This window comes from Vreelandella lionensis (genome assembly GCF_002087295.1).
In the GTDB taxonomy this organism is placed as follows: Bacteria; Pseudomonadota; Gammaproteobacteria; order Pseudomonadales; family Halomonadaceae; genus Vreelandella; species Vreelandella lionensis.
Map to the genome: position 1 here is coordinate 1 of NZ_MWVI01000061.1, position 15,486 is coordinate 15,486.

Here is a 15,486-nt window from a genome sequence, read left to right on the forward strand (position 1 = left end):
CCGGGTTGGCAAGAGGGTTTTGAAAAAAAAGCCGCAGACGATGCCAAAGGCAAGTCTGCCGCAAACCACCGATCAGTACCCTGACCAGAGAGTGCCTGGTAAACGCCTAGGCTTAAATCTCAAAGCCCAAGCCAAAATCTTCGCTTGAGATGGCCATTAAGCTGCCCGCTCCCGCTTGGATCATTGCCGCGTGCGCTTTGGTACGCGGTAACAAGCGCTGGTAATAGAACCGCGCTGTATTCAACTTTGCCTGATAGAAAGCGGCATCATCACCGTCCTGGGAGGCAGCCGCCTGCTTGGCAGCACGTGCGAACAGGTAAGCAACTGTCACATAGCCTGAGTACATCAAGTAATCGACGCTGGCAGCCCCTACTTCTTCACGGTCCTGCATCGCTTTCATACCGATGCCCATGGTGAGCTCGCCCCACTCGGCGTTCAGCTTAGCCAGCGGCTCAATAAACTCTTTTAATGCGGAGTTATCCGCTTCTGCTTTGCAGAACTTGTGAATCTCTTTGGTGAATACCTTCAGCGACTCACCTTGACTCATCAGCACTTTGCGCCCCAGCAGATCAAGCGCTTGAATACCGGTCGTACCTTCATAGAGACGTGTGATGCGCGCATCGCGCACCAGTTGCTCCATGCCCCACTCCTTAATAAAGCCGTGACCACCAAAAATCTGCACGCCTTCATTGGTACACTCGAAGCCTACTTCCGTCAGGAAAGCTTTGACGATGGGTGTTAATAGACCGAGCAGCGTCTCCGCTCGCTCTTTCTCCTCGCCCGGCGCGCCGTGCTCAACAATATCGAGCATTTGAGCGGTATACAGCACTAGCATGCGGCCGCCTTCGGCAAAGGCTTTTTGTGTCAGCAGCATACGGCGTACATCAGGGTGCACAATAATAGGGTCAGCGACTTTATCCGGCGCTTGTACGCCAGACAGCCCACGCATCTGTAAGCGGTCACGGGCATAACTTAGCGAGTTTTGGAAGCTAGCCTCCATCAACCCTAAGCCTTGGATACCCACGCCTAAGCGAGCCGCGTTCATCATGGTGAACATGCAGGCCAGGCCTTTATTCGGCGCGCCAACTAGATAGCCCGTTGCGCCATCAAAGTTCATGACGCAGGTAGCGTTACCATGGATACCCATTTTGTGCTCAAGCGAACCACAGCTGACGCCATTGCGCTCGCCAGGGTTGCCCGCAGCGTCCGGCAAAAATTTAGGCACAACGAATAGCGAAATACCTTTAGATCCTTCAGGAGCATCTGGAAGTTTGGCCAGCACGAGATGGACGATGTTCTCAGCGAGATTGTGTTCACCGGCCGAGATAAAGATTTTGGTACCCGTAATGTGATAAGCACCAACTTCAGCGGGCACTGCACGGGTTTTGATCAAACCCAGGTCAGTACCGCAGTGCGGCTCCGTCAAGCACATGGTGCCAGTCCAAACACCTTCTACCAGCTTGGTGAGGTATGTCGCCTTCTGCTCGTCGGTACCGTGATGACGCAGCGCATCCGCCGCACCATGTGACAAGCCCGGGTACATACCCCACGCTAAGTTAGTAGCGCAGATCATTTCAGAGAGCATCATCGCCAATGAGTGCGGAAGGCCCTGACCACCTTGCTCAGGATCTGCCGCCAAGCTCGGCCAGCCGCCTTCAACATACTGCTGATAGGCTTCTTTAAACCCTTTAGGAGCTTTCACCTCGCCCCCTTCCAGCAAACAACCCTCCTCATCACCGCTTTGATTGAGAGGTAGCAGCACCTCACGAGCAAAGCGACCACCCTCTTCCAAAATAGCACTCACGACATCTGGCGAAGCATCTTCACCATTGGGTAATGCGGCGTAGTGGCTTGGGTAATCAAACATTTCGTCCATCACGAAACGCATGTCACGCAGAGGGGCTTGATAGCTGGGCATGTCACTTCTCCTAAACAGGGGGCCGAAAGGGCTGGGCTTCACCAACGCCTTTCAAACACATGTTTGAAAACTAGCGCGCTCACACAATCCAGTCAAGCAGTCGTTTGAATTAAGCTAAAAAACCGACTACGACTTTGGTCACCACAAATACAAGCACCTGTTTTAAATACAAAAAAGCCTGCTCGAAATATGAGCAGGCTGACCAAGAGCGGTATGCTTAAAGCGGCTTACTGCATGCGTATTCCACCGTCCAGACGAATCACCTCTCCATTAAGCATGGAGTTGGTAATGATTTGCTCTGCTAACAGCGCAAACTCTTCAGGTTTCCCCAAACGCTTGGGGAAAGGCACTGCAGCAGCTAATGCTTGGGCGGCCTCATCAGGAATCTCGCTCATCATTGGCGTCTCAACCACTCCAGGGGCAATGGCCATAACGCGAATGGCATGTCGGGACAGTTCTCTCGCCGCTGGCAGGCTCATTCCCACGACCCCCGCCTTAGAGGCGCTGTAGGCACACTGCCCCACCTGCCCATCGAACGCCGCAATAGACGCTGTGTTGATAATCACACCACGCTAACCGCTATCACCGGGCGGGTTTTTAGCCATCGCAGCGGCCGCTAGCCGCATCACATAAAAAGTGCCAACTAAGTTGATATTGACCGTGCGTGCATAGCTGTCAAGGTCGGCAGGATTGCCTTCTCGATCCACTAACTTGGCGACGCTCACCACCCCCGCACAGTGAACCACCCCAGAAACCCCCCTTTCGCCACCCACGCCACCGCCGTATTCACCGCCTGCTGCATATCAGCGGCAGAGGTGATATCAGCGACACAGGCTTTAGCCTGAGCACCCAGCTGTTCTGCTAGATTCAACACCCGATCACTCATATCGCACAGCACTACATTGGCACCAGCGTTTACCAGCCGTTCTGCCGTGGCCGCACCAAGACCTGAGGCAGCGCCAGTAATCAAAAACGTACGATCCTTTACCTGCATAGCACTCTTCCTATGAATTATGAGTTATCGCGCACTTGCTCTGCCGCTTGGGCACGCAGCTTAAAGCGCTGAATCTTGCCGCTGGGGGTTTTAGGTAGCTCATCGACAAACTCAATCACCCTGGGGAAAGCGTGGGTAGAGAGCCGTTCGCGCACCTGCTGGCGAATCTCTTCCGCCAGGGCATCGCTGGGTTCGAAGCCGTCGCGCAAAACGATGTAAGATTTAATCACTTCGCCGCGAATCTCGTCCGGCTGCCCCACCGCGGCGGATTCCGCCACCGCTGGATGTGTCATCACACTATTTTCAACGTCTGTCGGTCCCACCCGATACCCTGCAGTAGTGATGATGTCATCGTCGCGGCCTGCAAACTGGAACGAACCATCTTCATTGCGAATCACCACATCGCCGGTCAGGTAGTAACCGTTAACGAAGGGGTCTTTCTCCTGCCAGGTATAGCCTTGGAAAAAGTGGGCGGGTGAATTCTTGATATCCACCGCTAAAACACCAGGCTCACCGGGCGGCAGCTCGTTATATTCCGCATCAAGAATGGCCAGCCGGTAGCCTGGCATAGGAACGCCCATGGCCCCCACGTGTTTTGGGTGCTCAAGAGAGTGGTGGTTATTACAGGTCATCCCGGTTTCCGTTTGGCCGTAATGATCCATCACCGGGCAACCCAGCGATCTTTCTACCCAGGTAACAACCTCCGTGTTCAGCGGCTCCCCAGCAGAGCTGGCTGCTCGCAGCGTTAATGCTTGATGGGCGTCATCAAACAGGCCAGACGCTTTCATCAAACGGTATGCCGTAGGTGCCGCTGCAAAATTGGTGATGCGGTGGCGCTTCATAAATGCCAGCGCACCCTCTGCACTGAACCCTGCTTCACAGAAATGGGTTGTAACACCCAGTAAGAGCGGCCCAGCAATAGCGTAATAGAGACCATAGGCCCAGCCAGGGTCCGCCATATTCCAGAAGCGGTCATCTTCACGAAGATCAACCGCCAGCTCCATATAGAGCGCAAATGCGGTCATACCCGATAACGGCACCGCTACCCCTTTGGGCTTGCCCACCGTGCCGGAAGTAAACATCTGTAGAAACGGCTTATCCGGCGACAATCTAGGCGGCCTGTCGCTCATTGACGTATACGTCAACGCAGCCTGCCAGTCGTGATCGTTAGGGTGCTCTCGGGTTGCGCCGCCCACCGCCAATACCGGTGGACACTGGCTCAAACCATCGAATTTATAGCGGTTTACGCGATCGGTAATCACCAGCTTGGTGTCTGCTCGGCTAAGCCGATAATCCACGGCGTCCGGCCCAAACGCAGTGAACAGCGGCTGGTAGACGGCCCCAATGCGCCAGGTTGCCAGCACGGTAATCAGCAAATTGACCGAACGGGGCAACATGCAGGCAATTCGATCGCCCTCACCGAGCCCTTGGCTTTTGAACCAGCCCGCTAATTGGCCGCTCTGCTGATCAAGTTCAGAATAGGTCAGCGTATGGGTTTGGCCCTGGGTATCTTCATGCACTAGCGCCAATACATCACCACGCCCTTGGCGCACATGCCGGCCACAACAGGCGTCAAAGGCGTTTAAATATCCATCCTGATGGTCGTCAAGCTTGGCGACGACGCTATCAACCGAAAAGCTTTCAAGAAAACTCGAATACGGGGGAAGTGACGTGGATGTTGCTGTCATGACGGCTCTCTTATGTTGTTGGTCGTGAGCACCCGGACAGGCAGGATTCAACGTAGTGTTGGCATTATTGTGCGTTTACGTTAACGGAAACCTACCGATAGACCAACGCTAAAAGCATTTCCCAAGAGCGCAAGCCACAAGCGCGGCTATGAGGTTAGACGTTGGTCGATTGGGAAGAGACAGCGCCAAGCATTAGCGCGACAGGATCATTGCCACAAGCTCATCAGCAAGGTCGTCTGGGGTGCGCGGGCCGTTGGGGTCATACCAACGAACGGTCCAGTTCAACGCGCCTAAAATAAAGCGGGAAACGAGGAAGCGGTCGCCATGAATCAACCCTGCCGCCAGAGCGTCATCAATCACCTCAACCCACATCGCCTCATAAGCATCGCGTAGGTGGCTAAGGTGGGCGCTGGCGGCGGGGTCTAAACGCCGCCATTCAAACAGCGCCACCACGTGAGCATTACGATCTGCAAACAGCGTTTCCAGGTGCGCCCTTGCCATGGCATGCAGCCGAGCTTCTGCACTGTCGGGGCAAGATTGCAACGCGGCTTTTGCGATGCCTAGTGCGTTCTGGGTGCCCTCCTCAATCACTGCTGCCAGAATTTCCTGCTTATCTTTGAAGTGATGAAACAGGCTGCCGGACTTGATGCCCATTTCCTGGGCCAACATGCGCACCGTGGTGCGATCAAAGCCCTCTTGGACGAATAGCTGAGCTGCTAAGCGCGTCAATTCCTTGCGGCGAGGAGATGCATTCATTACATTCATGTCATTTACACTAGCGCTTGCTTGGTTACTTAGGAGAAGACCACAGCCCCGCGAATGGGTCAACGCATCGCTAATCACTCAGCCAGATAATCACAAAAAATCTATCAGGAGATAGACAATGAGTAGCGCTACCGACGTCGTCTTTTTATCCGCCGCCCGCACCCCAATGGGCGGTATGATGGGCAGCCTTTCCAGCATGAGCGCCCCCGAACTTGCCGCAGTTGCCATCCGTGCCGCTATTGAACGCGCAGGTATCGACGCTGCCGCTATTGAAGAGGGCATCATGGGCTGCGTTTTGCCTGCTGGCGTTAAACAGGGCCCCGCACGCCAGGCGATGCGCCAAGCAGGCATTCCCGATGCCAACGGTGCCACCACCATCAATAAACTCTGCGGGTCAGGCATGAAAGCCACCATGCTCGCGCATGATTTGATCAAGGCCGGTAGCGGAGAGATTTTATTAGCAGGCGGCATGGAGTCTATGTCGAATGCGCCTCATGTACTCACTAAGGCACGCGGCGGCTATCGACTGGGCCACGGCGAGCTCAAAGATCATATGTTCCTGGATGGCCTTGAAGATGCCGAAACCGGCAAACTGATGGGCGTCTTTGCGCAGGATGGTAGCTACAGAGCGCGGCTATACCCGCGAGCGGCTAGACGACTTCGCCATTGCTTCGCTTGAACGAGCGATGGCCGCCACCAACAATGGCGATTTAGACGCCGAAATGGCCCCTGTCACGGTCACCACGCGCCAGGGCGACACCGTTGTTTCTCACGATGAACAGCCCTTCCAAGCCAAGCTGGATAAAATCCGTCAGCTGCGCCCCGCGTTTGCAAAAGATGGCACCATCACCGCTGCCAACGCCAGCTCTATCTCCGACGGAGCGTCGGCCCTGATTCTTGCCAGCCAAGAAGCAGCCCAGCGTCACGGCATCAAACCGCTGGCCAGAATGCTAGGACATGCCACTCACTCCCGTCATCCAAGCGAATTTACCATCGCCCCTGTAGGCGCAATTGAAAAGCTGATGAAAAAGCTTGGCTGGGGCGTTAACGATGTCGATCTGTTTGAGATCAATGAAGCTTTCGCCGTCGTGACCCTCATGGCCATGGACGACCTGGGTTTACCCCATGAGAAGGTGAACGTGTTTGGCGGTGCTTGCGCTCAAGGCCACCCTATTGGCTCCACCGGCTCACGTATTATCGCCACGCTAATTCATGCCCTGCGCACGAAAGGCGGCAAACGCGGTATTGCAAGCCTTTGCATTGGCGGCGGCGAAGCCACCGCCGTTGCCGTTGAGCTCATGGATTAAACACTCACCGCAGCATCACACAGTACAATTCCCATCCGCGTCTTGGCAGCCACTATGCCAAGGCGCGCATATCTTCTTTATGATCGCGATCACTCGATTCAGCGCTTGCCATTGCCTGCCAATCCAACTGCTCCAGAGGCTGCTCCGCCTCTTCGTCATCATGTACGTCAGGTACTGGGGCCTCCTCAACAATACGGAACTGCCCCGCATACTCACGCATCTGCAGCGCTTCTTGGGTTAACCCCTCGGCGCTTTGTGCCGTTTGGTTGACCAGGCGCATCGTATCTTGAGTCGTCGCGTCGATTTGCGTGACAGCAACGTTCACTTCTTCAATACCGCGACGCTGCTCTTCAGAGGCTTTGGCCATTTGAGCCATCAAGTGCTCAACCTGAGTCGCCGCTTGCATGATTGCCCGAGTGTGCTCGCCTGCCTGTTGAGAAAGTTCGCTACCCTGCTCAACGCTTTTACTGGAGGCCTCAATACGTGCACGAATATCGTGAGCAGCATCGGCACTGCGCGTTGCCAGCGCCCTAACTTCACTAGCCACTACAGCAAATCCGCGTCCATGCTCGCCAGCCCGCGCCGCCTCTACAGAGGCGTTCAATGCCAAAATATTGGTTTGGAACGCAATGCTTTCGATCACCTTGATAATGCTTTGAATTTCTTCGGAGTGCTCGTTGATAGACTGCATGGTGGCAATAAACTGAGCGATCACTTCATCGCCCTGCTGCGCTTTATGAGACACGTCGGTGGTAGAGCGATTTACATGCGCTGCGCTTTCCGCGTTTTGATTCACCGTCGCTGTGAGCTGCTCAAGGCTCGCGGCCATCTGCTGAAGCGCCGATACTTGAGAATCGGTTTGTCCAGCCAACTGCTGGCTTTGTGTTGCCATGGCTTGGCTATCGCTATACACCTGCTGGCTGCTGTTATTGAGGTGATTCACGGTGGTGGTTAACGAGCGCTGCATATTCGCCAGCTCGCTAAACAGCAGGCCAATTTCATTATTGGCGTGCGCTTCCACCGGGGAGGATAAATCGCCCTTGGCAATACGCTTGAAGTGTTGAGTAATAACCCGCAGCGGCCGCAGCACGTTACGACGTACCCCCCACACCACCACGCCTACCACCAGCAGCGCCAGCACGACGACCCCAACTACGCCCATGAAGAGCAGCGATGAGACGTTCTCGAAACGCTCAGACAAGCCAGCGCCACGGGCCACCGAATAGCCGTAAAACGCTTCTGCGGTGTTAACAAACTGCTGACTGCTATCATCAACCCGAGATTCGCCAGAAAGAAAGCCGCGCACATCGCGCTCTTCTAGCATCATCATCTGCAGGCTAAGGTTGTTATTTACCAGGGATTGAAAATTGCTCGCCAACTGGCCGACCAGCTCGGGCTGCTCCCCCTCCGGAAAGCTCGCTTGGAAAGCTTCAAAATGCGTGGCCGCCGATGCCAGCAACCGATCCGACTCTTCCAGAAGCGGCTCTGGACGATCAAACGAGGGAGTGCGAATCAGCTCAGCTGCCCGATTCATCTGTACCCTGGCACGCAACAGCTGTGTGTAAGCGCTATTTAGCTCGCGCACCTGAGCCATGTCGCGCTGCTGCATCGATGTAAAGGCATCGCGGCCAAACTGGTTGGCAAAAAGCCCTAAGCCACCAATGGCGAGCACAAGGCCAGTAAAAGTCACGAGTACCAGCGTCCAACTCGCCTTGACGCTTAAATTATTGATAAATTTCATGGTGCACCCCGTCGAGATAGAAATGATCAGCTTTTTTGCAGCGGTAGCCACAGCTGTAAACGTCGGCGGATCTCGAACAGCGCCTGCTCGTAAGCGTCCAACTTACTGATCAGACGAGGGTCACGGATGTCCCAGAATAGAATTTCGCCTGCTTTCCCTTGCCAATCGCGGCACGCCTGCTGAGCTTTGTCACACAGCACGATCACTACGTCGAACGTTTCGTTCTCGAACTGATCCAGCGACTTACTGTGCAGCCCATCTGTCGAAAGACCCTGCTTTTTTAAGGCTTCAAGGGTTAGCGCATGGGGCTCATCGGGTTCAGAGCCTGCACTGAAGGATTCGAAGCGATCACCGGCCATATGGCGAAGTAGCACTTCTCCCATGAGAGAGCGCGCAGAATTGGCATTACAGAGAAAGAGCACGCGACGCTTCGACATAAATAAACAACCTCTTATTTAATTTTACAGCCCAACCATACACCCAGATGATGACGGCAATATTGCAACCTGAACGGCCTGCTAGAAATATACGATAAAACATATATCATAAGTGTTATTGATCGCATTTACTCACTAAGGAGCCCTCATGGCCCTACTTGAGGATTTACCCAACCTAGACCCTGCACTCTTCCGCACGCCCAGTCTAGACTCGTTAGGGCTGCCGTCCTCTACCAAACCTGCCCCTAAGATTTTGCTGCTGTACGGATCCCTACGCTAGCGCTCATTTAGCCGCTTGGCGGTCGAAGAAGCCGCCCGCCTGCTGAACGCGATGGGCGCTGAAACACACATTTTTAATCCGCGCGGCCTGCCGCTTCCTGATGCCGAAGATGCCGAAGATGCCGAAGATGCCGAAGATGCCAGCCATCCTAAGGTGGAAGAGCTGCGCTCCCTAGCACAGTGGGCAGATGGGATGGTGTGGTGCTCGCCAGAGCGTCACGGGGCGATGACAGGCATTATGAAAGCACAAATTGATTGGATACCCCTGGCGTTGGGCGGCGTACGCCCTACCCAAGGCAAAACCCTGGCCGTGATGCAGGTCTGCGGTGGTTCACAATCTTTTAACACGGTGAACCAGCTGCGCATTTTGGGCCGCTGGATGCGCATGGTGACGATCCCTAACCAATCGTCCGTACCCAAAGCCTTTATGGAGTTCGATGACAACGACCGCATGAAGCCATCGCCGTTTTATGATCGCATCGTGGATGTCATGGAAGAACTCGTAAAATTCACTCTACTGGTACGAGAGCGCAGCGACCTGCTCACCGACCGATACTCAGAGCGTAAAGAGAGCGCCGAAGAGCTCTCCAAGCGCGTTAACCAGCGGGCCATCTAATCAAGGAGCGAGCATGTCACATCAGGAGAAAGCAGCCCCCAGCAGTGCTGACATGGGGCTTTTCGAACGCTATCTGTCGCTTTGGGTCGCCGCGGCGATTGTGGCCGGTGTTGCGTTAGGCCAGTGGGCTCCCGCCATTCCCGAGGCTCTTTCACACTTTGAATACGCGCAGGTGTCGATCCCGATCGCCGTACTGATATGGGCGATGATTTTTCCCATGATGGCGCAAATTGACTTTAGCGCGATCGCTGGCGTGCGCCGCCAGCCAAAAGGGCTGGCCATCACCACCACGGTGAACTGGCTCATCAAACCCTTCACCATGTTTGCCCTGGCATGGCTATTTTTTATGGTGATTTTTAAACCTTGGATCCCTGATGCGCTGGCCAGCCAGTACCTTGCGGGGGCCATTTTGCTGGGCGCTGCGCCCTGCACGGCGATGGTCTTCGTCTGGAGCTACCTAACGCGGGGCGATGCGGCCTATACGCTGGTACAAGTCGCCCTCAACGACCTCATCATGCTGTTTGCCTTTGCGCCGATCGTTGTCTTGCTGCTGGGTATTTCCAATATTCAGGTACCCTGGGATACGGTGCTACTGTCGGTAGTGCTCTACATCGTCATTCCCCTGGCGGCAGGCTACCTCACGAGGAAAACCCTTATCGCTAAGCGCGGTGCCCAGTGGTACGACAACGTCTTTATGAAGCGCATTGGCCCGGTCACGCCGATGGGTCTGATCATTACGCTGGTCCTGCTTTTCGCGTTTCAAGGCGATGTCATTCTGAACAATCCACTGCATATCGTATTGATCGCCATTCCGCTAATTCTGCAGACGTTTTTGATCTTCTTCATTGCCTATGGCTGGGCGAAAGCGTGGCGCGTGCCGCACACTATTGCTGCACCTGGGGCGATGATTGGTGCCAGCAACTTTTTTGAGCTTGCCGTGGCCGCCGCCATTGCGCTGTTTGGCCTGCAATCGGGCGCTGCTCTAGCAACGGTGGTGGGTGTACTGGTAGAGGTACCGCTGATGCTGGCCCTGGTGCGCATTGCCAATAACACGCGTCAGCACTTCCCTACTCATGCTTAAGGAGCCTGCTTGATGGCGCACTATTTGATTTTTCTCGGCTCGACCAGAACGTCAACGCCTCCCGCGCCCGCCCGCCTGGGCGAGCGGGTAGCCAAAGCGTGCTTGCAGTTACTCAGCGCACAGCGCGATACGACGGCGGAGATTATTGACCCGCTCTCACTCGATTTGAGCGGCCCGTTTAAACCGCATTTTGCCTACTCCGCCTCTACGGTTCCGGATGATCTGGACGCCCTGGCAATAAAAATTGATCAAGCAGATGGCTACGTCATGGTCAGCCCTGAGTACAACCACGCCATGAGCCCAGCACTGAGTCATTTACTGAATCACTTTGGCGCGTCGCTATTTGCGTTTAAACCCAGCGCCATCGTCACCTACTCCATGGGCCAGTGGGGCGGCACCCGCGCTGCGGTGAATATGCGTTCGTTTCTATCTGAGCTGGGCTGCTTGCCTGTCTCAGCGATGATACATATCCCAAAGGCTCATGAAGCCCTCGATAGCGATGGGCAATTTCGTGCAGAGCAAGAGCGCTGGGAAGGCTATTTTGGCCGCACGCTAGCACAGTTGATATGGTGGGCAAACGCGGCCAAAGCGCACAAGGCCAAGCAAGATCCTACTAGCCTATCGCCAGCTATTAACCAAACACCCTCTCAGCGTGACGCCCCTTAATGTCAGTCACTATCTACCACAACCCCAACTGCGGCACATCGCGCAACACGCTGGCCATGATCAAAGCCTCAGGGGAAGATCCTGACGTGATCCACTACCTGGAAACGCCGCCCAGCCGAGAGCGGTTGGTAGCGCTGCTGGCGATGATGAAGCTGCCACCGCGAGAACTGCTGCGCCGCAAAGGCACGCCTTACGATGAGCTCACATTGGATGACCCTACGTTAAGCGATGATCAGCTTATCGACGTCATGCTGGCACATCCGATCCTCATCAATCGCCCTATCGTTATCACACCCAAAGGCGCAAAACTCTGCCGACCTTCCGAACAGGTATTGGCGCTGCTGAAGCGGCCAGTGGCGCACTTTGTGAAAGAGGATGGTGAGCATGTTGACTACCCACCCACGTAAGAGGCGCTCAAGAAGCGATGGACCCGATCATTGAAATAGAAGAAAAAGCTGCCGCTTTTATCAAGCAACAAGGGGGCGTGGTCACGGTACGGTTTTCACCCCGTCACGGCTGCTGCGGAGGCACGTCGCGCATCGCCATCGCCGAGACGTCTGCCCCCAAAGAGACCTCAACGTTTGAATGCCACCAGCTGCAAGGAGCGACGCTCTGGATAGCCCCGGAGCTTACCCATCAGGGCTTACGACTCCGGGTGGAAGGGTGGTGGAAGCTGCAGCGGCTATTCGTCGATGGTGCCCCGCTACGCGCTGGGCACTAGGACACGCCCGCGCCGTGAATCGGCATGGTGCACATCGCTCACGCTGCCTGCTTAGGCAATGCAAGGGCCATCATAGAGCTTGCCGCCACCAAGGCAGCCGCCACCCAAAGGCAGGCACTCAGGCCGTATTCCATGTAGAGCCACCCGGAGAGCAGCGTGCCGACCAAGCGCCCCATGGCATTGGCCATATAGTAAAACCCTACGTCCATCGAGACGCCGTCAGCGCGGGCATAGTGAACGATCAGATAACTGTGCCAACTGCAGTTCACGGCAAACAGCACGCCAAACGCCAACAGGCCCACCACCAGCCAGCCCACCTGCGCCAAGGGAAGTAGCGCTAGCACAATGGCCAAAACGGCCAGGGCGGCGGCCCAGCCAGCGGTGATGGTTCTCGCATCGCCTTTTAGTAAGGCAGTGAGCTTCGGCGCTTGGGTTTGCACTCCGCCGTACCCAATAATCCAAGCCGCTAATAGACCGCCCACGGTCCAGTGGCTCCAGCCGTGCTGATCATAAAGAAAGACCGGCAGCGCCACGACAAACCACACATCACGAGAAGCAAACAGACAAAACCGCGCGGCAGAGAGCACGTTGATAGCACGGGATTTTGAAAAGATCTCGGAGAACTTGGGTGTGACTTTTTGCTTGCCCAAATCCGCCTTGAGGCGCCAGAGCGATAGTAGCAGCACAGCACCCAGCATGATGGCCATGGCAATGACCGCCCCACGAAAGCCAATCAGCGTGAGCAGCACACCGCCAACAAAAAAGCCCAGGCCTTTCAGGGCATTTTTAGAGCCGGTCAACATAGCGACCCAGCGGTATAAGGCGCTGTTGGCATTGGCACTCGTGGCCGGCACCAGCACCTTCACGGCGCTTTTAGCGCTCATTTTATTGAGGTCTTTGGCAATGCCCGACAGCGCCTGGGCGGCCATTACCCACACAACGGTCAACATACCAGCAGGGACCATTAGCATGGCGAGCGCCACAATTTGCAGCCCTAGCCCCACATTCATAGTGCGGTTCAAGCCCAGTCTCGCCCCTAGCCAGCCGCCCACCAAGTTCGTTACCACACCAAACGCTTCATAGAACAGAAACAGCATGGCGATTTGCAGCGGCGAGTAGCCGAGCTGGTGGAAATACATTACCACCAGCATCCGCAGCGCCCCGTCGGTAATGGTGAACGCCCAGTAGTTGCCGGTAATCAGCATGTACTGGCGCACCTCGAACGGTAGCGCCCTGACTTTATCCAGCAGCGATTCAGCCACGGCCAACCGGCTCCCCACCCACCATACGTGCCAGCTCGGCGGTACGATTGGCGTAACCCCACTCGTTGTCGTACCACGCGTAGAGCTTTAACTGAGTGCCGTTCACCACCATGGTAGAGAGGGCATCAATAATTGAGCTGCGCGGGTCGGTGCGGTAGTCGATCGATACCAGCGGGCGCTCTTCATAGCCCAGAATGCCTTTGAGGGGGCCATCGGCGGCAGCCTTGAGCACTTGATTCACCTCCTCGACGGTCACTTCCCGCTCAAGCTCGAACACCATATCGGTGAGAGATGCGTTAGCCAGCGGTACGCGAATCGCGTGGCCGTTTAGCTTGCCTTCAAGCTCAGGAAAAATCGCCGTAATGGCTTTCGCTGAGCCCGTGGTGGTGGGGATTAGGCTCATACCGCAGGCGCGGGCCCGGCGCAGGTCTTTGTGGGGTGCATCCAAAATGGTTTGGGTATTGGTAATGTCATGCACGGTGGTCATGGAACCGTGACGAATACCAAAATGCTCAAGAATCACTTTGACGACCGGCGCTAGGCAGTTAGTGGTGCAGCTAGCGGCCGTGACAATACGGTGCTTGGCTGGCTCAAACAGGTGGTCGTTCACACCCACCACCACATTGAGCACGCCCTCCTCTTTCACCGGCGCACTCACCACTACGCGCCCAACGCCTTGATCCAGGTAGGCCTGTAGCTTGTCGGTACTTTTCATTTTACCAGAGCACTCGATGACCACATCGCAGCCCGACCAGTCGCTCTCTACAATGGTTTGATGGGCACTAAAGGCCACCTCATGACCATCAATGACAATAGCATCCTGACGCGCCGTCATGCCCTGCCCTGGCATCCATTGGCCGTGGACGGAATCAAACTCCAATAAATGGGCAAAGGTGGCCGCATCACCACCAGGGTCGTTAATACGCACCAACGCCACCTCGCCTGCCGCCACCTGCGGCCAAAGGCTGCGCAGCGCTAAACGTCCAATACGGCCAAATCCGTTAATACCGATGCGAAGTGACATAGGTCGACCCTCCAAATGTGCAATAAAGCCAAAGCCTATCGCTTATATACGAAAAATCATATATTGGTAGATAAAAAAACGCTGCTTGGAGGCCCGCTACGGTAGCGGGCCAACAAGCAGCGATCTATTTAGCCGTAACGGCCAGAAATATAGTCTTCGGTTTTCTTCTGTGCCGGGGTCGAGAACATCACTTTCGTGTCGTTATACTCGATGATTTCACCCAGGTGGAAGAACGCCGTGTAGTCCGCCACGCGCGCCGCCTGCTGCATGTTGTGCGTCACGGTCACGATGGTGAACTGCTCTTTCAGCTTATCCATCAAGTCTTCGATGGTGGCCGTGGAGATCGGATCCAGTGCTGACGTCGGTTCATCCATCAAAATGACGTCAGGCTGTACAGCGATCGCCCGAGCAATGCACAAACGCTGCTGCTGACCACCAGAGAGCGAGGTGCCCGGCTCTTGCAGCTTATCCTTCACCTCGTTCCACAAACCGGCATCGCGCAGGGCTTTTTCCACTAGCTCATCCTGGTCGGCTTTACGGCTCACCAAATCGTGCATACGCGGTGCGTAGGCGATGTTCTCGTAGATAGAATTCGGGAACGGGTCCGGCTTCTGGAACACCATCCCTACCCGGCGGCGCAGCGCCACTTCATCCATCTTGCCAGCATTCACATCCTGGCCGTCCATCTCTACCAGACCTTCAATATGCACGCTGGGAATCAAGTCGTTCATACGGTTCAAGCAGCGCAAAAAGGTCGACTTACCGCACCCCGAAGGGCCAATCAGCGCGGTCACATTCTTCTGAAACAGGTCGATATTCAGCCCTTTCAACGCTTGGCTCTTGCCGTACCACAGGTTGAGGTCGCGAACACGAATGCTGAGATCGTGGCATGCTTGCTCATTACGTGTGTAAGGCTGGGCAACATCTGGTGTATGCTGCTGATTCATAACGGGTGCTTGGCTATTCATAAAGTGTCCTCTTGGGCGC

General features: G+C 55.4%; 12 protein-coding genes and 3 pseudogenes. 6 read left to right on the top strand and 9 right to left on the bottom strand.

The features are described from left to right. Positions 1–112: 112 nt before the first annotated feature. The 4 genes and pseudogenes from B4967_RS07645 to B4967_RS07660 all read right to left on the bottom strand — a co-directional run bounded on the left by B4967_RS07645 (position 113) and on the right by B4967_RS07660 (position 5,356). Positions 113–1,918, bottom strand: coding sequence for an acyl-CoA dehydrogenase C-terminal domain-containing protein (locus B4967_RS07645; protein ID WP_083024514.1), 1,806 nt, complete (start codon positions 1,916–1,918; stop codon positions 113–115). 227 nt (positions 1,919–2,145) lie between these two features. Beyond that, positions 2,146–2,912 (bottom strand): annotated as a pseudogene (locus tag B4967_RS07650) (SDR family NAD(P)-dependent oxidoreductase). Positions 2,913–2,929: 17 nt separating this feature from the next. Continuing rightward, positions 2,930–4,600: an AMP-binding protein gene (locus B4967_RS07655; RefSeq protein ID WP_083024515.1), complete on the bottom strand. Its 1,671-nt coding sequence runs from the start codon at positions 4,598–4,600 to the stop codon at positions 2,930–2,932. 192 nt (positions 4,601–4,792) lie between these two features. Continuing rightward, on the bottom strand, positions 4,793–5,356 hold the full coding sequence (locus B4967_RS07660) for a TetR/AcrR family transcriptional regulator (RefSeq protein WP_083024517.1): 564 nt from the start codon (positions 5,354–5,356) through the stop codon (positions 4,793–4,795). Between the two features lie 127 nt (positions 5,357–5,483). Here B4967_RS07660 and B4967_RS07665 point away from each other — a divergent pair. Beyond that, positions 5,484–6,672, top strand: a pseudogene (locus B4967_RS07665) (acetyl-CoA C-acyltransferase). A 52-nt stretch (positions 6,673–6,724) separates the two neighbouring features. Here B4967_RS07665 and B4967_RS07670 read toward each other — a convergent pair. Both B4967_RS07670 and B4967_RS07675 read right to left on the bottom strand, forming a co-directional pair. Next, positions 6,725–8,413, bottom strand: coding sequence for a methyl-accepting chemotaxis protein (locus B4967_RS07670; protein WP_083024649.1), 1,689 nt, complete (start codon positions 8,411–8,413; stop codon positions 6,725–6,727). A gap of 26 nt (positions 8,414–8,439) precedes the next feature. After that, positions 8,440–8,850 carry an arsenate reductase ArsC gene (locus B4967_RS07675; RefSeq protein WP_083024519.1) on the bottom strand — a complete coding sequence of 137 codons (411 nt, stop codon included), beginning with the start codon at positions 8,848–8,850 and terminating at the stop codon, positions 8,440–8,442. Positions 8,851–8,998: 148 nt separating this feature from the next. On the opposite strand from B4967_RS07675, the pseudogene arsH reads away from it, so the two are divergent. The 5 genes and pseudogenes from arsH (at position 8,999) to B4967_RS07700 (ending at position 12,213) form a co-directional block, all read left to right on the top strand. After that, positions 8,999–9,745, top strand: a pseudogene (gene arsH / locus B4967_RS07680) (arsenical resistance protein ArsH). A gap of 13 nt (positions 9,746–9,758) precedes the next feature. After that, complete coding sequence (arsB, locus tag B4967_RS07685; protein WP_083024520.1) at positions 9,759–10,826, top strand: ACR3 family arsenite efflux transporter; 1,068 nt, start codon at positions 9,759–9,761, stop codon at positions 10,824–10,826. A gap of 12 nt (positions 10,827–10,838) precedes the next feature. Next, positions 10,839–11,492, top strand: a complete 654-nt coding sequence (locus B4967_RS07690) for an NADPH-dependent FMN reductase (protein WP_083024522.1) — start codon at positions 10,839–10,841, stop codon at positions 11,490–11,492. After that, entirely contained in the window at positions 11,492–11,899 is a 408-nt protein-coding gene (gene arsC, locus B4967_RS07695; protein ID WP_083024524.1) for an arsenate reductase (glutaredoxin), read from the top strand. The genes B4967_RS07690 and arsC overlap by 1 nt, the downstream gene beginning before the upstream one ends. A 17-nt stretch (positions 11,900–11,916) precedes the next feature. Beyond that, positions 11,917–12,213, top strand: a complete 297-nt coding sequence (locus B4967_RS07700) for a CC/Se motif family (seleno)protein (RefSeq protein ID WP_083024525.1) — start codon at positions 11,917–11,919, stop codon at positions 12,211–12,213. A gap of 38 nt (positions 12,214–12,251) precedes the next feature. On the opposite strand, the gene arsJ is transcribed toward B4967_RS07700, so the two are convergent. The 3 genes from arsJ to pstB all read right to left on the bottom strand — a co-directional run bounded on the left by arsJ (position 12,252) and on the right by pstB (position 15,467). Further along, complete coding sequence (gene arsJ, locus B4967_RS07705; protein ID WP_243470408.1) at positions 12,252–13,418, bottom strand: organoarsenical effux MFS transporter ArsJ; 1,167 nt, start codon at positions 13,416–13,418, stop codon at positions 12,252–12,254. Positions 13,419–13,467: 49 nt separating this feature from the next. Beyond that, complete coding sequence (locus B4967_RS07710) at positions 13,468–14,499, bottom strand: ArsJ-associated glyceraldehyde-3-phosphate dehydrogenase (protein WP_083024527.1); 1,032 nt, start codon at positions 14,497–14,499, stop codon at positions 13,468–13,470. A 128-nt stretch (positions 14,500–14,627) separates the two neighbouring features. Beyond that, a complete protein-coding gene (gene pstB, locus B4967_RS07715; protein WP_083024528.1) occupies positions 14,628–15,467 on the bottom strand; it encodes a phosphate ABC transporter ATP-binding protein PstB in 840 nt (279 codons plus the stop codon). Between the last annotated feature and the right edge of the window lie 19 nt (positions 15,468–15,486).